This window comes from Streptomyces africanus (assembly GCF_030816955.1).
In the GTDB taxonomy this organism is placed as follows: Bacteria; Actinomycetota; Actinomycetes; order Streptomycetales; family Streptomycetaceae; genus Streptomyces; species Streptomyces africanus.
The window spans coordinates 7,079,542-7,103,042 of the sequence record NZ_JAUSYP010000001.1 but is presented as its reverse complement, the minus strand read 5'-3'; the positions used below and the strand labels follow the sequence as shown (position 1 = coordinate 7,103,042).

The window sequence follows — 23,501 nt, the reverse complement described above, 5'->3', positions numbered from 1 at the left end:
TCTGCGCTGTGACCGGGGCCTTGCGGCAAGCCCCCCTGTGCGCTATACGTTGAGAGTGGCAAGGAGAGTTCTCTCCTTGCCTTTGCCATGTCGTCGGCGGTTTCGCCGGGTCAGCGCGTCACGTGAGCGGCGCTACCTCCGCTCCCGCGTCGTCCAGCCGGACCCGCGCCCCGTCCCCGTCCCCGTCGCTCCAGCGGACCTCGACCGCCCCCCTCTCGTCCACCCGCACGGAGACCAGTTCCGCCAGCGGGACCGGGTCCGGCTCCCCCGTGAGCCGGGCCAGGGCGACGAAGAGCGTGGCGCCCTCGCCGGTGACGCCGCTCAGGGTGTCGTCGAGACCCGCCGCGGGCAGGAGTTCGGCCCGCAGGCCCTCTCCTGCCGACCAGCCGGTGATCCGCACCGGTGTCCCGGGCTCCGTCCCTGTCACCCGATGCGCCCGCACCTCCGCCGCCCCGTGTGCCAGCACCACGCTCGTCACCCGGGCTCCCCCGCCCGCGGTGTGCCGCGAGGCCGCCCAGCCCTCGCCGACGCCCAGCGGTTCGATGCCGGTGCGGCTCGGGTCGTCGCCGAGGAGCACGCTGTTGTCGTAGGACGAGGACGACGAGGAGGGAGTCGTCACGGTCGAGTAGGCCAGGCGCGTATAGTACGGGTCGTAGCGGACGTCCTCGCTGCCGTGGTTGTGCAGGCGGACCACGCCGTCGGAACGGGTGGACTGCAGCAGCCAGTTGGGAGGCCCGACGGGGGTGACCGAGTCCGCGCGTTCGGCCGGGGCAGGTTCCTCCGCCGCCGTCCACACCTCGTGGTCGGGCGGCAGGAGCAGGCCGAGGAAGCCCTTGCTCGCCCAGTAGGGGGAGGCCGGGCCCGAGTAGCCCTGGAGGACCGACTCGTCGGGGCCGTGCCAGCCCAGGGACAGCAGGCCCCGGTCGTCGACCGCGCCCCGGTCGAGGAAGTAGCGCAGTGCTCCCGAGGCCAGGCGCCGGGTCTCGCCCGGGGAGAGCGGCGTACGGCCGGTCAGGGCGCCCAGCCACAGCGGTGCCGTCGTCGCGAAGCGGTACGTCAGGGAACGGCCCTGGTGCATGGGCGCGCCGTCACCGCCGAACAGGCGGGCGTAGTCGGAGAGGTGGCGTTCGAGACGCGTCCCGTACAGGTCCAGCAGGCGCTCGTCGCGCTCCAGCCAGGCGTGCAGCACCGGGTAGAGGTGCATCGCCCAGCCGTTGTAGTAGTCGAACTTGCGGCCGTCGCCGTCGGTGTACCAGCCGTCGCCCAGGTACCACTGCTCGATGCGCTCCAGGCCGCGGTCGATCGCCGCGCGGGACGCGTCCGGCTCGTGGCCGATCTCCGCCAGGAAGCCGCCCACCGTGACCGGGAACAGCTCCCAGTTGCACGGCCACGCCTCGGCGGTGAGCGCGTCGCCGAGCCAGGCCGCCGCCCGCTGGCGTACTCCGTCGTCCAGCCGGTCCCACAGCTGCTCCCGGGTCAGCCGCAGGGCGAGTGCGATCGACGCCGCCTCCACCAGGGGCTGGCTGCGGTGCTCGATGCGGGGCCAGACGCCCGAGACCCCGGCGGCCAGCCCGTCGGCGTAGCGCTCCAGGGCCTTCTCGTCGCGGCGGAAGGCGGCCAGCAGCAGCGTGCGGGCGTAGCCCTCCAGGCCGTCGGAGAGGCGGCCGGACCAGCTGGTGCGGTCGCCCGGCAGGTGGTAGAGCGCGCGGTCCTCGGTCGCGTACGGCTCGACGGCGGTGAGCAGGGCGTCGGCCGCCGCCTCCCAGTGGGCGCGGGTGTAGCCGGTGATCGAGGAGGCCGTGCGGTCGGCGGGAGGCAGCTGCATCGCGTCTCTTTCGTGCTGGGGCAGGTCGGAACCGGCGAACGGGCTGGACCTGGAGCGCCCCGGTTCCGGTCGGGGCGCCCCAGGGGTTCATCCCACCCGCACCTTGCCCTTCGGCACCAGATGCCGGGTGACGAGTTCGTCGCGGACCAGGCCCGCGTAGGCCGTCGCACCGCGCACGGAGGTGTGCGTGTTGTCCCGCTTCTCGTTGTAGAGGTAGAGGGCCTTGGAACCCTCCACGCCCAGGGACTCGACGAGCGCCTTCGTCTTGGCCGTGAGGTCGATCAGCGGCACGTCCTGCGCGGCGGCGACGGAGCGGGTGACCGCCGGGTGGTCGACGCCCAGGCCGTTGACCAGGAGTGCGGTTCCGTTGTTCAGCGTGCCGTCGGTGTTGAACCAGCGCCGCACGATGGGAGTGACAAGGACCGGCTGTCCGCCCCGCTCCCGGACTCCCGCCACCAGGGCCTCCAGGTTGGCCCGGTAGGTGGCCTCGTCCGTGGTCTTGTCGTTGTGGGCGAGCTGGACGAGGACCAGGTCGCCGGGGCGGATCAGGGGCCGTACGGTGGCCCACAGCCGCGGGTTCCCCAGATACGTGACCGTACTCTCGCCGGAATCGGCGTAGTTGGCGACGGACACGCCCTGGCGGAGGTACTGGGGCAGCTGCTGGCCCCAGCCGGAGTACGGGTCGCCGGGCTGGTCGCAGACGGTGGAGTCGCCGACCAGGAAGATCTGGCGGGCGTGCCGGGCCGGGGTGACCTCGATGCCGGCCAGGGCGGGGGCGGAACCGCCGATGCGCAGGTCGAGGCCGGGGGTTCCGTCGGGGCCGGTGGGCTCGCCCTCGGGGGTGCGGACGTTCACGGTGAAACTGCGGGTGACGCGCTCGCCCGCCGGTGCGGCCGTCTCCGGCAGCAGGGACCGGCGGGTCTCGCCGCTGACGCTGGTGGCGGACGCGGCCTTTCCGCCGAGCACGACCCGCACGTCGTACGTGCCGGGCGGGACGTCGAAGTGGCAGGCGTCGGCGGCGCAGTGCGCGAGGCCCGGCCGTCCGCCGGCCTCGCCCGCGTGGGCGGGTACGGCGGACAGGGCGGTGCTCAGCGTCACGGCCGCCAGCACGGCGATGTTGAAACGTCTCACTCGCAACTCCTCCGTCACGGTGACAAGACCTGGCGGCTGAACGTATCGCCTCTGGCAAGCGCTTTCTAGACCTCGGCCTGATTTCGCAAAGATGCTTCCCCCAGACATGTGAAAGCCCTTTCGCGAAATCGATTCAACTGTCACTCTCGCTCTCGCCCGCACCCCCCACCTCCCGAAGGAGGCACCCCCATGCCCGGATCTGCGAACAGACCGGTCGGCCGCCGCGCCTTCGTCCTCGGCGCCACCGCCGCCGCCGGCACGGCCCTGACCGGCACGGCACACGCAGCCGGCTTCGGCTGGAGCGACGACGGCTCGAACTACGTCGTCGACACCGGTGCCCAACTGGTCTTCAAGGTGAGCAAGTCCACCGGCGACCTGACCTCCCTGGTCTACCGGGGCACGGAGTACCAGGGCTACGGCGGCATGAACTCGCACATCGAGTCCGGCCTCGGCGCCTCAACCGTGAGCATCAGACAGTCCGGCTCGACGATCCTGGTCTCGGTCACGCACGGCACCCTCAGGCACTACTACGCGGCCCGCAGCGGCGAGAACAACGTCTACCTGTGGACCAACAAGGCCGACACGTCCGTCTCCGCGACCCGGTACATCGTGCGCGTGAAGAAGGGCGCGTTCCTCAACGACGAGCCCGACTCGTACACGTACGCGCCCACCACCATCGAGGCCTCGGACGTGTTCCGGAAGTCCGACGGGCAGACCCGCTCCAAGCACTACTCCAAGCGGCGCGTCATGGACTACGACCACATCGGCTGGTCCGCCGGCGGCGTCGGTCTGTGGATGGTGCGCAGCAACCACGAGAAGGCCTCCGGCGGGCCCTTCTACCGCTCGCTGCTGCGCCACCAGAGCGCGGACGGCGGCGGCCTGTACGAGATCCTCTACTACGGCCAGAACCAGACCGAGGACCAGCGGTTCGGCCTCCAGGGCCCGTACGTCATCGCCTTCACGGACGGCGGGGCACCCTCCTCGGCGCTGTTCCCGGGCACGCTGACGACGCCGTGGGCCGACTCGCTCGGCATCGCCGGGTACGTGCCGGCGAGCGGCCGGGGCAAGGTGGCGGGGGTGGGGATATCCGGGCGGAACACGGCGTACCCGTACACCGTCGGTCTTGCCAACGCGGCGGCGCAGTACTGGGGTTCGGCGCGTTCCTCGGACGGTTTCTTCTCCGTTCCGGGTGTGCTGCCGGGGACGTACACGCTGACCGTCTACAAGGGCGAGCTGGCGGTGTACACCACGTCGGTGAGCGTGTCGGCGGGCGGCACGACCACCCTGAACACGATCGCGATCCCGTCCTCCAACGACCCCTCCCACGCGAGCGCGATCTGGCGGATCGGCGACTGGAACGGCACGCCGGGCGGGTTCAAGAACGCGGATCTGATGACGTACGCGCATCCGTCCGACGTACGGGCCGCGTCCTGGACGGGGAACGTCGTCATCGGCGACGGCGAGACCGCGGCCTTCCCGTGCTACCTCTGGAAGGACGTCAACAGCGGCATCCTCGTGTACTTCAGGCTCACCGCCGCCCAGGCCGCCGCGGCCCACACCCTGCGCATCGGCGTGACGACGGCGTACGCGAACGGCCGGCCCCAGGTCACCGTCAACGACACCTGGACCTCGGCCGTCCCCTCCCCGCCCACCCAGCCGAACACCCGGTCACTGACCAACGGTTCGTACCGCGGCAACAACCACACGTTCACGTACAGCGTCCCGGCGTCCGCCTGGAAGACGGACCCGAGCCAGTACAACGTGCTCAGGATCGACGTGGTGAGCGGGTCGGGGACGACCGGCTTCCTCAGTGCCGGGACGGCTGTCGACGCGATCGACCTGCTGGCCTGAGCCGGGTCAGGTGCCGCGCGTCCACTGCTGGTTGGTGCCGCCGTTGCACGTGTACGTGATGAGCGCGGCGCCGTTGGCGGTGGACGCACCGTTCACGTCCAGGCACTCGCCTGACGCGCGGGACTTCACGTTGACGTACGAGCCGGTGGTGGTCAGCGACCACTGCTGGCTCGTCGCGGAGGAGCAGTTCTCCTGCGTGACCGTGCTCGCGTTCTCCTGCACGCACAGGGAGCTGTTCCTGACCATCAGCTGGTAGTAACCGCTTCCGACGGACTTGAACCAGTACTTCTGGTTGCTGCCGCCGTTGCAGTCGTACTGCTTGAGCTGGGCGCCCGCCCAGAGCGACTGGCTGGTGACGTCCGCGCACTTGGAGGAGTGGCGGGCGACGAGGGTGTTGTACGTGGCGCTCGTGCCGGAGACGGTCCCGGCGGCCGTGTCGACGGTGACCTCCGGTGACCAGTTCATGGCCATCGTGGTCGAGTTGGAGAAGGTCAGCGGCAGCCAGACGTACCGCGAGTCGTTGACGGTCCCGCCGAAGGAGTTGCCCCAGCGGTCGCCCAGGTAAAGGTACGAGGTGCCCGAACTGCCCTGTACCGGAAGGACGTAGGCGGTCTGCGAACCGAACGCCGTCGAGTCGCCGATGTTCTTCATGGCCGACCAGGGCCCGGCGAGGTTCGTGGCTGTGGCGTACTGCTGCTGGTTGGGGTTCCAGCCCGTGGCGCCCGAGGTCAGCATGAAGTACACGCCGTTCCGCTTGAACAGGGCCGGAGCCTCGCGGTGGCCGCCCGGCCAGGGGTTGGCGACCAGACTCGCGATACCGGTGTAGTCGGCGGTGAGGCGGTAGATCTGGAGGTCGTAGTTCTCGCGGGCGGCGGAGACCATGTACCCGGCGCCGTCGGTGTCGACGAAGACCGTGATGTCGCGGGACATGTGCTGGCCGAGCGGGCGGAAACTGCCCTTCCAGGTGTAGTTGCCGTCGACGGTGTCGGAGACGGCGACGGCGGCACGGGCCTCGCTGTAGTCGGTGCCGTTCTCCTTGTGCATCCACATCACGTACTTGCCGGTGGACGCGTTGTACATGACCTTCGGCCGCTCGATGTTGGCGGTCGCCAGCTCGGGGTCGCTGGCCTCGGTCAGGACGTGGTTGCGGAACTCCCAGTTCTTCAGGTCGGTCGAGCGGTAGGCGTCGACGTACCGGAAGGTGTTGTCGGCGTTGCGGTGCTCGCCGAACCAGTAGTAGTAGGAGCCGACCTTGAGGACCCCGCCGCCGTGCGCGTGGACGGGGTTGCCCGAGGTGTCCTTGAACTGGGTGCCGTTGGGGATGGTCTGGGGCGCGGCCTGGGCGGGGCCGGCGGTGGCGAGGGCGCCGAACACGCCCAGGCACAGGGCGAGGAGGACCGCGTACGCGCGTCTCATCTCACTCCCCCGCCTTCACGGTGTCGGCCACCGGGATGCCGAAGTCCGGGGTGCCGTCCGGCTTCCAGCCGAGCTTCTGGACGCGGGTGTGCCGGTTGGGGTCGTTCAGCGGGTCGCCGTTGATCTCCTTGTACTGGCGGGCGTGGTAGACGAGGACGTCGGTGCGGCCGTCCTCGGCGACGGTGAAGCAGTTGTGGCCGGGGCCGTACTGCTTGGTGGTGTCGTTGCTGGTGAAGACCGGGGTCGGCGACTTGGACCAGCTCATGGGGTCCAGGAGGTGGCTGTCGGCGTCGGCGGTCAGCAGGCCCATGCAGTAGTTGAAGTCGGTGGCGCTGGCCGAGTAGGTCATGAAGAGGCGGCCGTTGCGCTTGAGGACGTACGGGCCCTCGTTGACCTTGAAGCCGATGCACTCCCAGTCGTACTCCGGGGTGGAGAGCCGGACCTGAGGGCCCTTCAGGGTCCACGGGTTCGCCATCTCGGACAGGAAGATGCCGGTGTTGTTGTCCAGCCCGGGCTCGTGCTGCGCCCAGGCGAGGTAACGCTTGCCCCGGTGGGTGAAGGTGGTGGCGTCCAGGGAGAAGGTTTCCCAGGCCGTCTTCACCTGGCCCTTCTCCACCCAGGTGCCCTTGAAGGGGTTGGGATGGGCGTTCTCCAGCACCCATATGCGGATCGCCCACACGTCCTCGGCGGGCGCGGAGGCGAAGTAGATGTACCACTTGCCGCCGATGCGGTGCAGTTCGGGCGCCCAGATGTGCGCGCCCATGTTGCCGGTGGGGTGGGCGCGCCAGATCACGGACTCGGCGGCCGTGCCCAGGCCGTTCAGGGTCCGGGAGCGGCGCAGGATGATGCGGTCGTACTCGGGGGCGGTGGCGGTGAAGTAGTAGAAGCCGTCCTTGTGCCGGTTGATGTGCGGGTCGGCGCGGTTGCGGACGAGCGGGTTCACGAAGGGAGCCGGCTTCGGCCTGGCCGGGGTGGCGGCCTGGGCCACACCGGGGACGGCGGCCAGGGCACCGGCGGCTGCGGCGCCCTTCAGCAGCAGTCTGCGGCTGGGGGGTTCGGGCAGAGCGTGGTCGCGGTCGCGGCTCATGCGGAGGGGCCTGCCTCTCACTGGGGGACACACGGCGTCGTCCGATCCGTCGTCTGACATTTCGAACGCCATCTGTCATTACGAACGCCGAAAAGGTAAGGGTGTGCCACCAGGAGGTCAACGGGTCTGACGGGACGACTCACCGGCAACCTTTCCGGTCCCGGCGACGACTGGTGGGGTGAAAGCGCGCATCCTCCTGAACTCCTGGACTTCTGAACTCCCGAACCACGTAAGGACTCACCCGTGGCAGCCCGTTCTCACCGCCGTCCCCTGCGCAAGCGACGCAGTGCCCTCGTCTTTGCCGTCGGCGTGGCGGCGGTGGGACTTCTGCTGTCCCTGGTGATGGTGCTTCGCCCCGACGGCGAGCCGGACACCGTGCGATCCGCTGCCGAGCCCGCCGCCGGCCCCCGGTCGAGCGCCACGCCCACGACTCCGGCACGGAAGCCCGAACCGAAGCCGAAGCAGAAGCAGAAGCCCAAACCGTCCAAGGCGTCCCCGCCACCGAGCGCGACCACCCCGTCGGCGCGGCCCTCGCCCGCCGGCACCCCGCGCTCCTCACCGCGGCCGGTGTCCGGCACGGCACCGCTGGCGGGACGTATCCAGCCCCAGGTCACCTACGAGGGGGTCGCCACCCACTACGACGCCGCGGACGGCGACGGCGCCTGCCTGTACGGCCCGAGCCCCGATCTCATGGTCGCGGCGATGAACCACACCGACTACGAGACGTCCAAGGCGTGCGGGGCGTACATCCTGGTCCGGGCGGGGAACGGCGCCTCCGTCACGGTCCGGATCACCAACGAATGCCCGCTGCCCTGCGCCCCCGGGCAGCTCGACCTCAGCAAGGAGGCCTTCGCCAAGCTCGCCGGCCTCTCCGCCGGCCGGATCCCGGTGACCTGGAGCCTGCTGAGCCCCGGCACGTCCGACACCGTCTCCCTCCGCTACAAGACCGGCTCCAGCAGCCACTGGTGCGGCATCCAGGCGCTCGGCCACCGCAACCCGCTGGCCCGGCTGGAGGTCAGGACCGGCAGCGGATGGAGCCGGCTGACCCGGACCGAGTACAACTACTTCCTCTCCCCCGACGGCACCGGCTGCGGCGGCCCCCTGAGGCTCACCGACATCTACGGCGAACAACTCACCGTCGAGGGCATCGCGGTCCGCCCGGACGTCAAACAGGCGACCCGGGTGCAGTTCGCGCGGCACTGAGCGGTCGCGCGGTGAGACAGCCGGACGCGGTCCTCGGGGAAGCGAGGACTCATGCCGGGTCCGGCAGGTCCATCCGCGCGAGCTCGGCCGGGTCGATCACGACCGTGATGCCGGTGATCCGGCCGTCGACGACGGTGAACGCGAGGACCGAGAGCGGGGTGCCGTCCTCGTGCCAGGAAACGAACCCCGGGAGGCCGTCGACGAGCACGGCCCGCCCCTGTGCGGCCGCGCCGGCGGACAGTTGCGCGCCGGCTGCGACCTTGGTGGCCCCGAGGGTGACGACCACCCCGGACGGGGTGTCGACGGTCAGTTCCACCTCGGGGTGGAGCACCCGCAGCAACTCCTCGAAGTCGCCGCGGCGAGCCGCCGCCAGGAAGGCCCGGACCACCTCTCGCTGTTCCCGTCCGACACCGGCCGGCCGCTTCGTCGCCCGCACCTTCCTGCGGGCGCGGCTGGCGAGCATCTTGGCGGCGGCGGTGGACTTGCCGAGGATCTGGCCGATCTCGTCGAACGGCACCGCGAACAGGTCGTGCAGCACGAACGCCAGCCGCTCGCTCGGCCCGAGCGACTCCAGGACGACGAGCAGCGCGAGCCCGACCGAGTCGGCGAGCACCGCGTCGTCCTCGGGAGCGGGCCCGTCGTCGAGCGTCACCACGAGCTCGGACGCGCTGTCGTCGTAGAACGCCTCCGGGCGGGCCTGGCGCGACCGCAGGACGTCGAGGCTGATCCGGCCGACCACCGTGGTCAGCCAGCCGCCGAGGTTGTGGATGGTCGCCGCGTCCTGGCGGGAGAGACGCAGCCAGGCCTCCTGGACCACGTCCTCGGCGTCGGCACGCGATCCGAGCATGCGGTAGGCGACCGCGCGCAGCCGGTCACGCTGGGCCTCGAACGCCTCGGCCATCGGGTCCGCCGGACTGGTGTCGGACATGTTGTTACCTTCCTCGGCTCTGCTCCGTCACGGACATGACGGGCCCGAACGGGCTCAGGTAACCGATGAAGGAGCAGCATCGATGGAAGCACGCGTGAACGGAACGCCGAACCCCGACATGATCACGGGGATCCGGCACCTCTACAAGGCGATTCACGCCGGGGGCGTCGACCAGCGCCTGCTGTCACTGGTCCATCTGCGGACCAGCCAGATCAACGGCTGCAGCCCCTGCGTCTTCGCCTCGGTCGCGTCGGCGAAGAAGGCGGGCGAGACGGACGAGCGGCTGCACCACGTGGCCGCGTGGCGTGAGACGCCCTTCTACACCGAGGAGGAGCGGGCGGCCCTCGCCCTGACCGAGGCCGCCACCCGGCTCCAGGACGGCGCACCGGGTGTGACCGACGAGATCTGGGACGCCGCCGCCGGCCACTTCGGCGAGGAGCCGCTGAACGCGATCATCCTGGAGATCGCGATGACCAACTTCTTCAACCGCATCAACCGCACGATCCGGGAGCAGGCCGGCAAGACCTGGTGAGCCGGGCGGGGCACGGGCGGCCTGCGGCAGTGACCGTCGTATCACCGGAACCGTCGTATCACCGGAAAACGGCAACCGCCGATTTTCTGTTATCGGCCGACCGCCGCCCGCGTCTCCCCTCCCGTGCGCAGTCTCACCCACACCACAGCAGCGGCCGCCGGAGTCCTCGCGGCGGTCGCCTCGCTCCTCGCCGCTCCCCCGGCGGTGGCGGCCGGCCCCCGGGACGTCACCGCCGACGTACTGGCCGACCGGGACGTGACACTCACAGGCGACACGGTCGTCACCGTCCCGCCGGGGACGACGACGTACGACGGCGTGTTCCGCGGCGAGGGCACGCTCACCGTGCGCGGCAGCGGGACCCTGGTCCTCACCCGGGACAGCGACTTCACGCTCCCCGAGTCCCGGCGGCGGCAGCGGGTGCGGACGGCGGGCGGGAACCACCCGTACGTCACCGTCACCCGCCCCGACCCGCCGGCGGTCACGGTGGAGCGCGGCGCGACGCTCCAGTACGGCGACGGCGGTACGACGGGACTGATCGGCCGCTTCCCGTACAACACCCCGGCGTTCCGCCTCAACCAGGACAACATCCGGGTGGACGGCACGCTGCGGCTGTCGCTGACGAGCGCGTACAACCTGGGCACCATCAGCGGCTCCGGGCTGATCACCCAGCCGAGGTTCCTCTGGGGCACCTGGGACCTGTCGGGCACGCACTCCTTCTCCGGGGTGATCGACAACGGCACGCAGCTCAACGCCGGCCGCCCGGAGTACGCGACCTCGCTCCCGAACGTCCGCAAGGTCCTCAACCAGGGCACCTGGACCGTCGACACGCCGCTCGGCCGGACCGTCACGATGGGCATGGACTTCTACCAGCGCGAGTACGGCAGCGACATCAACGTCCAGTCGCGGCCCGGCGGCAAGGTGGTCCTCACCGGCCAGTACAGCTGGTCGGACCGGGGCGGCGACAGGGACCCGTCAATCAGCGACCCGGCCCTCAACTGGACGCCCGCCCGCAAGAACGTCAACAAACGCGGCACCAACATCAAGGGCGCGAACGTCCAGTGGGGCGACGGCACGACGAACGCGATCTTCATGCCGGGCACCGCCGAGACGGTCTACATCAACCTCCTGGCCGCCCGCTCCCGTTCCCGCCTCACCTTCGACTACAACGGCCCGGTGACGCTCGGCGCCCCCATCGGCGGCGGCAGATTCCACGACACCCTCTCGGCCCCCGGCGCCGGCGACATCGTCATCGCCGGCACGCCCGGCAACGACGTGACCTTCGCGGCCGTCCAGTACTACGACGGCTCCACGACGGTGGAGAAGGGGGCGGTGCTGCGCCTGGGCAGCGGGAAGCGCGGCGGCGACGGCGGACTGTACACGGCAGGGGCCCGCTCCAGGGTCGTCAGCGACGGCTCACTCGTCCTGCGCAACACGGAACGGCCTCTCACCCTCTCCCGCATCGGCGGCAGCGGCTCGCTCACCCAGTCGGGAGCCGCCACGACGACCCTGACGGGGCCCGCGGTCACGTACACCGGGACGACCACCGTCTCCAAAGGCACGCTGGCCCTGCGCAAGGGCGCCACGCTCACGCACAGCAGGGCCGTACGGCTCACGGCGGCCGGGACCCGGCTGGACGCGGGCCCGGCGGGCCTGCGCGTCGCGACCGCGCTCACCGGCAAGGGCACGGTCGCGGGAGCGGTGAGGAACGACGGTGCCGTCACGACCGGCCTCACGGTGCACGGCGCCTACACGCAGGGTCCGAAGGGGGCACTGGTGCTGAGGGACGGTCCGTTGAAGGTGACGGGGGGCGTGCGGCTGGCCGGGGACCTCGACGTGTCGGCGGCAGGAGGCCCGGGCCGGGCCGCTCGCGAGATCAGCGTCCTCGATCACCAGGGCGACGGCAGGATCTCGGGAACGTTCGAGGGGCTGCGGCAGGGCGCCCGTCTGAAGCTCGGCGACACCACCTACCACATCGACTACCGGGCCGGGGACGGGAACGACGTCGCCCTGAAGGCCGGAACCACCCCGAGCCCCTCCCCCACCGCGCCCGGGGCGTCCGCGTCCGGGGCCGTGGCGCCCCGGAGCGCCGGCGCGTCGGAGGACGTCGGCTTCGGCTGGTGGCCGTACGCGCTCGGGCTGGCCCTCGTCGTCAGCCTCGCCGTGCCGATGGCGACGCGACGCGGCCGGCGCCACCGCGGCGGCGGCCGGCATGCGGCCCGCCTACGGCAGTGAGGCTCACAGCTCGGACTCGCCCCACGACCTGACGACCGCGTCGTCGCCGACGGACACCCTGCCGGGCCGCAGCACGGCGAACTTCGCGCCGAAGGCGACGCCGCCCTCGGAGGCCCGCCGGTACCCGGCGAGGGTGCGCAGGGGTTCCGGGCCCGCCCTGGTCCCGGACTCCTGCTCGACCAGGGTGACGGCGCAGCGGATGGCGAGCTTGGCATAGCCCAGTTCGGTGTCGCCGATGCGGAGGTGGCGGACGCGGTCCTCGGTGTGCGGTTCGTCCCAGCCGTGGCGGTCGTCCCCGCCGTCGAGTGCGTCCCCGCCGTCGAGCACGATGTTGGGGCGGAAGCGGTTCATGGGCAGCGGGCTCCCACCGCGTTCGCTCAGTTTCCGGTTGAACAGGTCCAGGGTGGAGCGCGAGATGATGTGCAGCGCGCAGCTGTCGGCGTAGCCGGAGGTGCCGCGGGTCATGCCGTCGGTCACCCGGTCGTGTTCCGGCGGTACGCGCACCAGCCGGCTCGGGGTGCGCAGGACCTCCGAGAGCCAGTCGGCTGCCGGGTCGCCCTGGTCGATGCCCTGGTAAGCGGTTCCGAACAGGTCCACTTTCCGTCGGGTGCCGGTGGTGTCCACCCGGAGGTGCAGGTCCTCCGTTCCCGGCGCGCTGAGCGTGAGGCGCTCGCCGTCGGCGGTGACGGCGGGCCGGATGACGGCCAGCCCGGGGTCCCGGCGCTGGGTCCGGTACACGCCCTCCTCGCTGACGACCATGAAGCTGCGGTCGTGCGCCAGTCCGGTGGGGGTCAGCAGTGCCTCGGTCGCCGATGTCCCGGCGCATCCCTTGACGGGGTAGTACGACAACTCGACGACGCGGGCCATGCTCTTCCCTTCTCGCGACGGTGCGTTTCGGCGTCCGGTGTCAGCTGCCGCTCGGTGCCTTGGGAAAGCCCAGCTGGGGCGCCAGCAGCCGGGCCTCGGCCGCCCAGTCGGCGAGGAAGGCGAGGACCAGGCCGCGTTCGCGGTAACGGAGTTCAGCGGGGACGGAGCCCCGGCCGCCGTAGGCCGGCTGCTCGTCGTCCGCCCGGGCGAGCATCAGCGCCGTGAGCCAGTCGTACTTCACGGCGGAGGCGCACACGCCGAGCCGGACGAGCCGTTCGTCGCCGCGCCAGCCGCTCTCGCGCAGGCCGTGCAGGTAGGCGTCGTACGCCTCCTTGGCCAGGCCGGGCAGGTCGGCGGCGGGGACGAACAGGTCGAAGACGGAGTCGGGGAGGTAGTTGCCGAGATCCTCGCCGAGCGCGCCGTCCCCGGCGAACGCCCAGTCGAGGACGACACTGCCGCGGCCGTCGGAGCGGACGTTGGCCGGCCACTGGTCGAGGTGGCAGAAGGCGCGCGGCAGGGACTCCATGACGGTGAGGAACCACTCGCGGTCGTGGTGGAGGCGGACCATGTCCGCGCGCAGGCCCGCCGGGAAGTGCTCCCGGACCAGGGGGTGTTGCCAGGCCTCGTCGTCGTCGAGCAGGTCCTGGCCCGTCGTCTTGCCGGCCGTGTAGTCGCGCAGGAAGCGCTGCGACAGCCACGGCCGGTCCTCTCCCGCCCCCACCGCGCCCTGCGCGGCCCCGAGCCGGTGCGCGTGCTCGACGTGCCGGGCGAGCGGCCAGGCCGTCGCCGGTTCGCCCGGCACGTCTTCCAGCCACAACGCCAGGTCACCGTCGGGGCGTTCGGCGCAGGCCAGCAGCCGGGGCGCGCGCAGGCCCTGCGGCTGCCAGACCTGGGCGAGCCCCGACTGGTAGACGTACGCCTCGCGGCGCCAGAAGTTCCAGTGCCGGGGGTCGTTGGAGGCGGCCCAGGTGACGCTCGTCTCCTTGGTCCGCGTCAGCACCTTCAGTACGGCCGAACGTCCGTCGGCGGTGACCCGCCACACCCCGGCCGTGACGCCGTTCCACGGGTTGTGCGTGAGCGGCTCGAACACCGCCTTGTTCGCCGGGACTCCCAGGACCTCACGTACTTCGGCATCAGCGACAGCGACCTCGGGCATGCCCCGATGCTATGCCGCCGCCTCCGCCTTGTCCGTCGCCTCCGCCTTGTCCTTGCGTCCCCGCAGCCACACGTACACCGGGATCCCGGCGAAGAGGAACAGCACGCCCTGGTAGACGGCCGCGTATCCGGCGCCCGCGATCAGCCAGAACGAGAAGCCGAAGGAGAGGACGGCGACGATCAGGTCGCGGACCAGCCCGGCGGGGCGATGGGGGTCCCTCCCGCTCGAGCGCAGCCGAGAGTGGGGGAGGTCGCGGGTGCCGCGGGCCAGCCAGTACAGCTGGGCCGCCGCCGACAGCAGGTACGGCACGCAGCCGGTGAACGTGGTGATCAGGACGAGGACGCGGAACGTCGTGTCCGGGCCCGCCGTGTAGTTGAGGGCGATGAGGAGCGTGCCGAGGACCGCGCAGGCCCAGACGCCGAAGCCGGGGACGCCGCCCTTGCCGACCCGGGCGAAGGGCGCGGGGAAGAGACCGTCGCGCGCGGCGGCGTACGGCATCTGCGCGGCCATGAGGATCCAGCCGTTGAGGCAGCCGGTGATCGAGACGACGGCGACCAGGGCGATGGCCGTGCCGCCCCAGGAGCTGCCGGTGAGGGCGTTGACCGCGTCGGCGAACGGGGCGCCCGAGTCGGCGAGCCGGCCGTGCGGGACGAGGCCGAACACGGCGACCGTGCCCAGGATGTAGACCAGGGCCGAGGCCAGCGTGCCGAGGACGCTCGCCCGGGCGACGGTGCGCTCGGGGTCGCGGACCTCGCCCGCGCTGACCGCGGCCGACTCGACCCCGAGGAAGCTGTACAGCAGCAGCGCGGCGGAGGCGGCCAGCGCGCCGGAGACGCTCTGGCCGGAGGCGTTGAACGGGCCGAAGTTGTCCGCGTCGACGAAGAACAGGCCGATGGTGGCGAGCAGGAGCAGCGGCACGAACTTCAGGACGGTGGAGACGACCTGCACCGCGCCGACCCAGCGGGTGCCCGCGAAGTTGGCGGCGGCGGGCAGCCAGAGAGCGGCCATGGCGACGGCGGCCTGGAGGACGTGGTTGCCGTGCAGGGGTATCAGGACGTCGACGTAGCCGACGACGGCGACGGCCAGGGCGGCGATGCTGACCCAGCACATCGTCCAGTACGACCAGGCCGACAGGAACCCGGCGAAATCGCCGAACGCGTCCCTCGGGTACACGTACAGCCCGCCCGTGACCGGGCTGCGCCGCGCCAGCTTGCCGAAGAGCAGCGCGAGGGCGACCGCGCCGACCGAGAGCACGACGAAGGCGAGCAGGCTGATCGTGCCGTAGGGGGCGACGGTGGCGGGCAGGGCGAAGATGCCGCCGCCGATGATGTTGCCCATGACCAGGGCCGTGGCGGCGGCCAGGCCGAAGGTGCGGCGGGGCGGGGGCGCCGGGGCCGGCTCGGCGGGTTCGGCGGTCTCGGCGGGGCTGGGGACGGTCATGGGCGTTCCTGACGAGCGGAGGGGGGAGGGTCGTGATCGTAACCCGCTGTCCCACATGTTGGGCGACCTGTTCATGGACTGGACACAATCGGCTGGGGTCCGCCGCCGGGTCTCGACTACGGTCGTCCCTATGACCAGCACCCTCACCCTCGCCGAAGCCCTCACCGCCGGGACGGTCGTCCTCGACGGCGGCCTGTCCAACCAGCTCGAGTCGGCCGGGCACGACCTGAGCGACGAGCTGTGGTCGGCGCGGCTTCTGGAGGAACAGCCGGAGGCGATCACCGAGGCGCACCTCGCGTACTTCCGGGCGGGCGCGGACGTGGCGATCACGGCCAGCTACCAGGCCACGTTCGAGGGCTTCGCCAAGCGCGGCACCGACCACGACCGGGCGGCCGAACTCATGGCGCTCAGCGTCGAGTTGGCGCGGGACGCGGCCCGGCTCGCCCGCGTCTCCCGCCCGCTGTGGGTGGCGGCCTCGGCCGGCCCGTACGGGGCGATGCTCGCGGACGGCTCCGAGTACCGGGGGCGCTACGGCCTCACGGTCGACGAGCTGGAGCGCTTCCACCGTCCCCGCCTGGAGGTGCTGGCCGCCGCCCGTCCCGACGTCCTCGCCCTGGAGACGGTCCCCGACGCCGAGGAGGCCACGGCCCTGCTGCGGGCGGTGCGCGGGCTCGGGGTGCCGGCCTGGCTGACGTACTCCGTCGCCGGTGGCCGCACGCGCGCCGGACAGCCGTTGGAGGAGGCCTTCGCCCTGGCCGCCGGCGCGGACGAGGTGATCGCGGTCGGCGTGAACTGCTGCGCGCCCGAGGACGCGGACACCGCGGCCGCGATCGCTGCCCGGGTCACCGGCAAGCCGGTCGTCGTCTACCCCAACAGCGGTGAGACCTGGGACGCCGACGCCCGCGCCTGGACCGGCCGCGCCACCTTCACCGCCGGCCAGGTGAAGGGCTGGCAGCAGTCCGGCGCCCGTCTGATCGGAGGCTGCTGCCGGGTCGGCCCGGAGGCGATCGCGGGCATCGCGGGGACGCTGGGGGCGGCATAGGAGCGAGGTGCTCCCCACCGGGCCACCGGTCCGCCCGACCACGGGGTCACCAGTCCGCGCACACCCCTCCTCGCCTCCCCTCCCCACTGCTAGCCTCCGTCGGGGAACCGGTTGCCATGGCGTTGCCGCAGTTCCCGAGGGGTGGGCGCGGACCGGCGCCCGGGAGAGACGAGGCAGTCATGACGAGGAAGAGCGGGGACGCGAGCCGCAGCACCATCCGGGACGTGGCGGCTCGCGCGGGGGTTTCGGCGTCGACGGTGTCCCGGGTGCTCGGCGGTGTGTACCCGGTGAGCGCGGCGACGCGCGGGCGTGTGATGCGGGCGGTCCGCGAACTGGACTACGTCGCGGACGCGCGGGCGAAGGCGGTCGCGGGCGTCGGCACGCCCACGCTGGCGTTCGTGCTGGAGGACATCACCGGCCCGTCGTTCGCGCACATGGCCCACGGCGTCGAGCGCGAGGCGACCCGCCTCGGCCATCTCTGCCTGGTGTGCAGCACGGAGGGGGACGTGCAGCACGAGCTGGAGTTCGTCGAGATGATGCGCGCCCAGCGCGCCGCCGCCGTGATCCTGGTCGGCGGCACCGCCGACACCCCCGAGTACCGCGAACGCACCCACCGCATGGCCGACTCCCTCGCCTCGGCCGGCTCCCGCCTGGTCCTGTGCGGCAGGCCGCCGCTGGACCCCGGCGCCCCGGTGACGGTCATCGAGTACGACAACGAGGGCGGCGCCTACACCCTGGTCTCCCACGTCCTCACCCAGGGCCACCGCCGGGTGCTGTTCCTCGGCGGCCGGGCGGACCACACCACGGCCCTGGGCCGTGAACGCGGCTATCTCGCCGCCCACCGGGCCCGGGGCCTCACCCCGGACCCGGCCCTCCTCCTGCACGGCGACTTCACCCGCGACGCGGGCCACCGCCTGATGCGGCAAGCCCTCAAGGACGACCTCGACTTCACGGCCGTCGTAGCCGCCACCGACATGGTCGCGGCCGGCGCCCTCACCGCCCTGCACGAGGCGGGCCTGACCGTCCCCGGCGACGTCTCCCTCGCCGGCTACGACGACATCCCCTTCGCCCGCGACCTGCACCCCGCCCTGACGACGGTCCACGTCCCCTACGAGGAACTCGGCCGCCTCGCCGTCCGCACGGCCCTGGACCACACGCCGGGCGCGCCGGACGAACACCTGCTGCTGGGCACGCATGTGGTGGTGCGGGACTCGGTGGGGGCGCCGCCGTCCCGGTAGGCGCTGACGCCGCCGTAGGGGATCCGGCCAATCTGCCTCTCACACCTCCCGCGGCCCGCCGTTCCGCTTCACAGGATCTTCACAGGTCACCTGGTGGTGCGCTCTTCCTCCGGATGCCCGGGCGAGCAGGGCTCGTTATTTGCCATGCCCAGATCAAGCCATGTTGCTGGTGATCGCATTGTGCCTAGAGTGACCGGGCGCTCGGGGCGGATTGGGCCAGACCACCCAGTTCCACAGCCCCTCAGCCGTGATTTCGGGGACCGCGTCCACGTCAGCACGCGGATTCACTCAATCGTCGTTGCCTGCTGAACCGACCTTCGCTGCCTGCTGAACCGGACACGGCAGGTTCAGCGGGCTGCCATCAGTCATCAAACGGGAGGAATGAAGTGATACGAAGTCAGCTGTCCGCTGTTCTTCTGGCCACCGCCACCGGCACAGCGCTCCTGGTCGCCGCCCCGACAGCGTCCGCCGCCCCCACGCATCGCTGCTACGACCGGATGGCGTGCTTCTACTACAACTCCAATCAGCAGGGGGCGCTCGCCACGATCGGCGACGGCGGCTACAACCTCGACGCCCAGGTCTTCAAACCCGGCTCCGGCCCCGGCGCGGGGCAGAAGCTCGAAGACCAGGCCGCGTCCTGGGACTCCCGCACCCGCAGTACCGGGTACTGCGTCCACCGCGACCGCTGGTGGAAGGGTCCGTTCAACTCCCTCAAGCCGCAGGCCCGCAAGAACCTCACCTCCGCGCTGAAGAACAAGAACTCCTCCACGAACTGGTACCCCCGCCACGAGGGCGGCGGGGGCCACTGACCCCGGAAGGACCCCCCATGCGTTTGTTCAAAACCGCACCGATAGCCGCCGCCCTCGCCGTGGGAGCGCTCGCACTGTCCGCTTGCTCGAGCCAGGGCGCCGGCCCTTCCGCGGAGCCGGCCACAACGGCCGGCGACCGGGTCCAGGGCGCTCCCACCCGCGTCGTGGCCGCGATGAGTCTCCCCTTGGACGCCTACCAGCTCAGCCCCGAGGACTACGAGAGAAGTCAGCAGGCCCTGTGGAAGCTGACCACCGCCTGTATGCAGGGCGTCGGCTTCACTTCCTTCAACTTCGCCCCGTCGACCGGCACCTCGGAGGAGATCGAAGAGCACGAAGACCTCCGTTACGGCACGTACGACCAGCAGGACGCCGAGCGCCTCGGCTACCGCCCCGACTTCGGCCGGCACGCTCGGGTGGCCGCCATCGGCGGCGAAGAGCCTCACTTCACCCCGGAAGAGGAAGCCGCGCTCGACGGCGAACCGAAGAAGGTCCGCACTGCCCGCGCCGGGGAGCCCGTCCCGGAGGACGGCTGCTACGGGCAGGCGCTCGACCAGCTCACCGGTGGGCAGAGCGAGACGTACCTCGACGACACGCTGGTCGAGGAACTCGACGGCCTCTCCTACGAGAAGTCCTTGCAGGACCCGAAGGTCGCGGCGGTGTTCGCCCGCTGGTCGGCGTGCATGGCCGCCAAGAACTTCGCGTACAAGTCCCCGATCGACGCGAACAATGACGCCTCCTTCACCGGGGACACCGCCGGCGCCAAGGAGAAGCAGGTCGCGGTCGCGGACACCCAGTGCAAGGGCAGCACCAACCTGGTCTCCGTGTGGCACGACGCCGAGGCCGCCACCCAGCGCACCCTGATCAGCGAACACGGGCCGGAACTCGCCAAGACCCAAGCCCTCATCGCGACGATCCGGGCGAAGAGCGACGCCGTCCTCGGCTGAGCACCCCGGACAGGCCCTCGGCTGAGCGATCAGGCCGCCGCAGCCGTTTTCGCCGTCCCGTCGGGGCGGCGGCTGTGGCGGCCTTCCGCTGCCGTACATCTCCGCCGGTCTGCCGGCGTACATCTGGTACTCGGTCTGGGACGCCGGGCGGGTGAACGACCAGCGCCGGGAAACGGCCCTGTCCTCGATCCTCCGGCAAGCCCGCCGTACGGCGCCGGGCACGGCCCGAGCGCTCGACGCCGGCGGTGCCGCCGGTACCGATGCGCTGACCGGCGTGGTCTGGCAGCACACCCGGGCTCCCGTGATCACGTACGACCCGTCTCGGCGCGCATTCACCGCCCTCGTCTCCCGGTCCGCCGTGTACGACGAGAAGGGCCTGTTTCCGGGCGGTGGCCCCGTGAAGGTGGACCGCTGCCTCAGTTACACCTATTCCCGCCTCCCCGGACCGGAGTGGACGTCGAAGGTGACCGTGCGGGACCGCGACGTATGCCGTCCGGGCCTCCAGATCAGCAAGCGGGTCGCGCTGGCGCGCCTGCGCATCAAGAATCTGTACGCCGAGGACCTGACCCGCCCAGGGGTGCGGCGGGCTCTCGACCCCACCGGGCACCTGCGGTATTTCGAGGTCGAGGACGCCGTGCGGAGAGGCCGGACGGTCACGGTCACTGTCCTCGTCCGCGCCGGGCTGGAGGCCTCTGCGCCGACCGGGCAGTGCTACCGGTTCACACGGCGCGTCGAGCCGGACGGTGCCGAGCGTTCCGTCACCGCCGTTCCCGTGGCGGCCTCACGCTGCCGGGCGGCGTGAGCGTCGTCAGTACCTGCGGAGTGCCCCGGCGCGGCGGAGTCGCCGTACGGCTGACCGCAGTTCCGTGCTGCGGGTGGACGGACCGTCGGCAGGGGACGGCTCGGGGGTGGGTTCCTCCGGCGTGATCGCGGCGTCGGTCGCCCAGAGGGCGAGTTCGCGGTCGCGGGGGCCCGACGCCGTGTAGGACAGGCCGTTCTCGGCGTCCGGTGCGCGGTCTCCGAAGACGCGCACCGGGTGGGTCTCGTCCCAGCGTTCCCAGCCCGGGTCGCCGTCCGTGGCGAAGCGCACCCAGGCGGCGTGCATCGCGTCGGCCAGTTCCTGCGGGGCGCCTTCCCCGGCCAGTTTGCGGGCCTCAGGGACCTCCCCGGTGTCGAAGACGAAGCCGAGCTCCAGCGCGTGGCAGGAGCCGAGGTCGGGGAGGTTGGAGGGCCAGGCGAACTCGTAGACGTACGACGGTTCCGTACGGGCGTCGGCCAGGTGGTGCAGGGGGATGCGCAGGAGGTGGTCGGTGACCAGCTGGCCGACGATCTCCGCCGTGCCCGCCTCGGGGTGCAGGGCGCGGTAGCCGCGCGGGACCTCGCTGCCGCAGTGGCAGCGGGCCATGGCTCCCGCGAAGGCGACGGCTCCGAGGCGGTCGACGCGCTCCAGCAGGCCGCCCGGGACCAGCCACAGCCGGTACTCGTCGCGGGTCCAGCCCATCAGCAGTTCGACGCCCGCGGCGGCGCCGCCCTCGGTGAGGGCCTCCAGGGGGTCGCGCGGGACGGTGTCGCCGTCGATGACGACGCCGAAGGCGGGCCCGCCGACCACGGGGCTGCTGAGCTTGCCCACCTCGGCCTGGGTGTGCAGCAGCAGGTCGCGGTCGACGGCGGCGAAGGCCTCGGCGGTGGCGGGGATCTTCAGCCGGGACGCCATGCGGCGCACCATCCGCCGTACCTTGGCCCGCTCGGACGCCTCGGGCGGCCCGCTCTGCAGGACCGCCCGCCGGACCAGCCCCTGCGTCTGCGGGGCGGCGATGAGGGCGCCGATGCTGATCGCCCCGGCGGACTGGCCGAAGAGGGTGATGCGGCCGGGGTCGCCGCCGAAGGCCTCGATGGCCTCGTGCACCCAGGTCAGGGCGGCGATCTGGTCGCGCAGGCCGGGGTTCGGGGGCGTGTCCGGGAACAGTCCGTAGCCTTCGACGCCCAGCCGGTAGTTGACCGAGACGCAGACCACGCCGTCGCGGGCGAAGGCGTGGCCGTCGTAGACGGGGACGGCGGAGGAGCCCCTGGTCAGGGCGCCGCCGTGCAGCCAGACCAGGACGGGGAGCCGGGCTTCGGGGTCCGGATCGGGGGTCCAGACGTTGAGGTTGAGGCAGTCGTCGCCCGGCACGACCGGGTCGGAGAGGTAGTGCGCGAAGGCCTCGGAGTACGGGGGTTTCGGCGGGGTGGGGCCGAAGTCGACGGCATCGCGGACGCCGTCCCAGGGCGGGAGGGGCACGGGCGGGCGGAAGCGGCGAGGGCCGAAGGGGGGCGCCGCGTACGGGATGCCGCGGAACACGGCGACTCCCCGCTCGTACCTGCCGCGTACGGCCCCGAACGGGCTCCTGGCCACGGGATCCGTCCGGCCTGCCGTCATACGCCCACCAGCCCTTCGCCGCGCTCGTGCACCGGAATCACCAGAGCACCACATCACTCATCGGTATTCCGGTGCACGAGTCGGCTTGACCGCTATTTGGCGGAGTCTTGGGCAGCGGACACGCTATTTGGCGTACATGAGCGTGCCGAACCCGAGCTGGTCGAAACCGCCGCTGGTGGTGCCGTAGTCGCCTCCTCCCCCTTCGGGGGCGACGGAGAAGCACATCTGGGCGATGTACTTGTCGTCGAGGAGCAGGCGCCGGCCGTAGTGGTAGTGGAGCATCGCCCACACGGGGCGGACCTGGCCGCGCGATCCGGAGCCGATCACGGTCTGTGACTGCTGGGAGCAGGTCTGGCCGCTGCCCCAGGTGTAGGTGGTGTAGGGGACGTTCATGTTGAGGTTGTACTTGGCGACGTACTGGGCGGCCTTCATGAAGCGGCGGCCGTCGTAGGAGTACAGGTCGTCGCCCTGGTTCCAGGCCATCTCGCACAGGGCGCCCATCTGGCCCATGCCCATGACGGTGTGGCCCTGGTCGCGGCCGGACTCCTGCCACTGGCCGAGGTCGTAGCCCTCGACGTTGGGGTAGAGGAACGGCACCGCCCGCTGGATCTGGCCGTTGCCGCCGCCGCTCTTGAAGTAGGTGACGGCCTGGTCGTACTTGGCGCCGTCGTCGCACAGGATCCCGATGGCCATGATCGAGGCCATGTTGCACAGGTCCCAGTTGGCCCAGTAGTTGGTGATGCAGGCGTCGTTGTGCTCGCGGAGGAACCGGTCGTTCAGCGGGTAGAAGACGTTGAGCATCATCGTCTTGAACCGGCCCAGGTCGAACCCGGCGTAGCCGCGCATGAGTTCGGCGACGTTGGCGAACTGCCAGCCGTAGAGGCCGGCGGCCAGGTACCGGTCGGCGTTTCCGGTGATCTCGGTGAGGGTGGACGACCAGGCGTTGAGGATGCGCACGGCGCAGTCGGCGTTGGCGGCGGTGCCACCCACGTGCCAGCGCAGCGCGTTCTGGTAGGCGGCGTGGATGTCGTTGTAGAGCTGGGGGTAGTTCTCGCCGGTGCCGCCGCGGATGATCGTGGCGGTGGGGCGGGGCGTCCAGGTGGACGCCGAGTGGGAGTTGGCGGTCAGTCTGCGCCAGCCGGAGGCCCAGGGGTCGTCGCCCGCGGCGACCCTGACCTTGGCGCGGTTGATGTCGCCGGCGTTGTGCAGCATGCCGGGGTGGGTGAAGGTCGCCGGGGCCGCGTCCGCCGTGGTGGCGGTGGCGGTGGCGCCGAGGGCGAGGGCCGCGGTGAGGCCGCCGGCGGTCTTGAGCAGACCGCGGCGGCTCACCTGGCCGCCCTCGTGGTGCGTGTGGGGGGACGTGCGGCTCATATGGGGGTTTCTC

The 23,501-nt window shown here is 71.5% G+C and carries 19 protein-coding genes; 9 read left to right on the top strand and 10 right to left on the bottom strand.

What is annotated here, in order from left to right; translation table 11 throughout:
* Window positions 1–118: 118 nt before the first annotated feature.
* Window positions 119–1,825, bottom strand: coding sequence for a DUF2264 domain-containing protein (locus tag QF034_RS32675; protein ID WP_307178293.1), 1,707 nt, complete (start codon window positions 1,823–1,825; stop codon window positions 119–121).
* Between the two features lie 87 nt (window positions 1,826–1,912).
* Complete coding sequence (locus tag QF034_RS32670) at window positions 1,913–2,956, bottom strand: rhamnogalacturonan acetylesterase (RefSeq protein ID WP_307178292.1); 1,044 nt, start codon at window positions 2,954–2,956, stop codon at window positions 1,913–1,915.
* A 189-nt stretch (window positions 2,957–3,145) separates the two neighbouring features.
* Here QF034_RS32670 and QF034_RS32665 point away from each other — a divergent pair, with 189 nt between their 5' ends.
* Window positions 3,146–4,807 carry a rhamnogalacturonan lyase B N-terminal domain-containing protein gene (locus QF034_RS32665; protein ID WP_307178291.1) on the top strand — a complete coding sequence of 554 codons (1,662 nt, stop codon included), beginning with the start codon at window positions 3,146–3,148 and terminating at the stop codon, window positions 4,805–4,807.
* A gap of 6 nt (window positions 4,808–4,813) precedes the next feature.
* Here QF034_RS32665 and QF034_RS32660 read toward each other — a convergent pair whose 3' ends face one another.
* Window positions 4,814–6,223, bottom strand: a complete 1,410-nt coding sequence (locus tag QF034_RS32660) for an RICIN domain-containing protein (RefSeq protein WP_307178290.1) — start codon at window positions 6,221–6,223, stop codon at window positions 4,814–4,816.
* 1 nt (window position 6,224) lies between these two features.
* Window positions 6,225–7,310, bottom strand: coding sequence for a glycoside hydrolase family 43 protein (locus QF034_RS32655; RefSeq protein WP_307178288.1), 1,086 nt, complete (start codon window positions 7,308–7,310; stop codon window positions 6,225–6,227).
* Between the two features lie 243 nt (window positions 7,311–7,553).
* Here QF034_RS32655 and QF034_RS32650 point away from each other — a divergent pair, with 243 nt between their 5' ends.
* Window positions 7,554–8,513 (top strand): expansin EXLX1 family cellulose-binding protein, encoded by a 960-nt coding sequence (locus tag QF034_RS32650; RefSeq protein WP_307178286.1) that lies wholly within the window; start codon window positions 7,554–7,556, stop codon window positions 8,511–8,513.
* 49 nt (window positions 8,514–8,562) lie between these two features.
* On the opposite strand, the gene QF034_RS32645 is transcribed toward QF034_RS32650, so the two are convergent.
* A complete protein-coding gene (locus QF034_RS32645; protein WP_307178285.1) occupies window positions 8,563–9,441 on the bottom strand; it encodes a sigma-70 family RNA polymerase sigma factor in 879 nt (292 codons plus the stop codon).
* Between the two features lie 82 nt (window positions 9,442–9,523).
* Between QF034_RS32645 and QF034_RS32640 the strand changes: the two genes are divergently transcribed.
* Together QF034_RS32640 and QF034_RS32635 are read left to right on the top strand one after the other, a co-directional pair.
* Window positions 9,524–9,973, top strand: a complete 450-nt coding sequence (locus QF034_RS32640; RefSeq protein ID WP_307178284.1) for a carboxymuconolactone decarboxylase family protein — start codon at window positions 9,524–9,526, stop codon at window positions 9,971–9,973.
* A 123-nt stretch (window positions 9,974–10,096) separates the two neighbouring features.
* Complete coding sequence (locus tag QF034_RS32635) at window positions 10,097–12,205, top strand: autotransporter-associated beta strand repeat-containing protein (RefSeq protein ID WP_307178283.1); 2,109 nt, start codon at window positions 10,097–10,099, stop codon at window positions 12,203–12,205.
* Between the two features lie 3 nt (window positions 12,206–12,208).
* On the opposite strand, the gene QF034_RS32630 is transcribed toward QF034_RS32635, so the two are convergent.
* Genes QF034_RS32630 through QF034_RS32620 form a run of 3 tightly spaced genes read right to left on the bottom strand, consistent with a single transcriptional unit; the run spans window position 12,209 to window position 15,668 of the window.
* Window positions 12,209–13,072, bottom strand: coding sequence for an MOSC domain-containing protein (locus QF034_RS32630; protein ID WP_307178281.1), 864 nt, complete (start codon window positions 13,070–13,072; stop codon window positions 12,209–12,211).
* Window positions 13,073–13,112: 40 nt separating this feature from the next.
* Window positions 13,113–14,228 (bottom strand): aminoglycoside phosphotransferase family protein, encoded by a 1,116-nt coding sequence (locus tag QF034_RS32625; protein WP_307178280.1) that lies wholly within the window; start codon window positions 14,226–14,228, stop codon window positions 13,113–13,115.
* Between the two features lie 9 nt (window positions 14,229–14,237).
* The gene (locus QF034_RS32620; RefSeq protein ID WP_307178279.1) at window positions 14,238–15,668 is read right to left on the bottom strand and encodes an amino acid permease; all 1,431 of its coding nucleotides are present in this window, start codon (window positions 15,666–15,668) and stop codon (window positions 14,238–14,240) included.
* A gap of 130 nt (window positions 15,669–15,798) precedes the next feature.
* On the opposite strand from QF034_RS32620, the gene mmuM reads away from it, so the two are divergent.
* The 5 genes from mmuM to QF034_RS32595 all read left to right on the top strand — a co-directional run bounded on the left by mmuM (window position 15,799) and on the right by QF034_RS32595 (window position 20,503).
* On the top strand, window positions 15,799–16,710 hold the full coding sequence (mmuM, locus tag QF034_RS32615) for a homocysteine S-methyltransferase (RefSeq protein ID WP_307178278.1): 912 nt from the start codon (window positions 15,799–15,801) through the stop codon (window positions 16,708–16,710).
* A gap of 179 nt (window positions 16,711–16,889) precedes the next feature.
* Window positions 16,890–17,948: a LacI family DNA-binding transcriptional regulator gene (locus tag QF034_RS32610; RefSeq protein ID WP_307178277.1), complete on the top strand. Its 1,059-nt coding sequence runs from the start codon at window positions 16,890–16,892 to the stop codon at window positions 17,946–17,948.
* A gap of 386 nt (window positions 17,949–18,334) precedes the next feature.
* Entirely contained in the window at window positions 18,335–18,757 is a 423-nt protein-coding gene (locus QF034_RS32605) for a hypothetical protein (protein ID WP_307178276.1), read from the top strand.
* 17 nt (window positions 18,758–18,774) lie between these two features.
* The gene (locus QF034_RS32600) at window positions 18,775–19,701 is read left to right on the top strand and encodes a hypothetical protein (protein ID WP_307178275.1); all 927 of its coding nucleotides are present in this window, start codon (window positions 18,775–18,777) and stop codon (window positions 19,699–19,701) included.
* Window positions 19,702–19,852: 151 nt separating this feature from the next.
* Window positions 19,853–20,503, top strand: a complete 651-nt coding sequence (locus QF034_RS32595; protein WP_307178274.1) for a hypothetical protein — start codon at window positions 19,853–19,855, stop codon at window positions 20,501–20,503.
* Between the two features lie 6 nt (window positions 20,504–20,509).
* Here QF034_RS32595 and QF034_RS32590 read toward each other — a convergent pair whose 3' ends face one another.
* Together QF034_RS32590 and QF034_RS32585 are read right to left on the bottom strand one after the other, a co-directional pair.
* On the bottom strand, window positions 20,510–22,117 hold the full coding sequence (locus tag QF034_RS32590; protein WP_307178273.1) for a carboxylesterase/lipase family protein: 1,608 nt from the start codon (window positions 22,115–22,117) through the stop codon (window positions 20,510–20,512).
* Window positions 22,118–22,240: 123 nt separating this feature from the next.
* The gene (locus tag QF034_RS32585; RefSeq protein ID WP_307178272.1) at window positions 22,241–23,488 is read right to left on the bottom strand and encodes an alginate lyase family protein; all 1,248 of its coding nucleotides are present in this window, start codon (window positions 23,486–23,488) and stop codon (window positions 22,241–22,243) included.
* Between the last annotated feature and the right edge of the window lie 13 nt (window positions 23,489–23,501).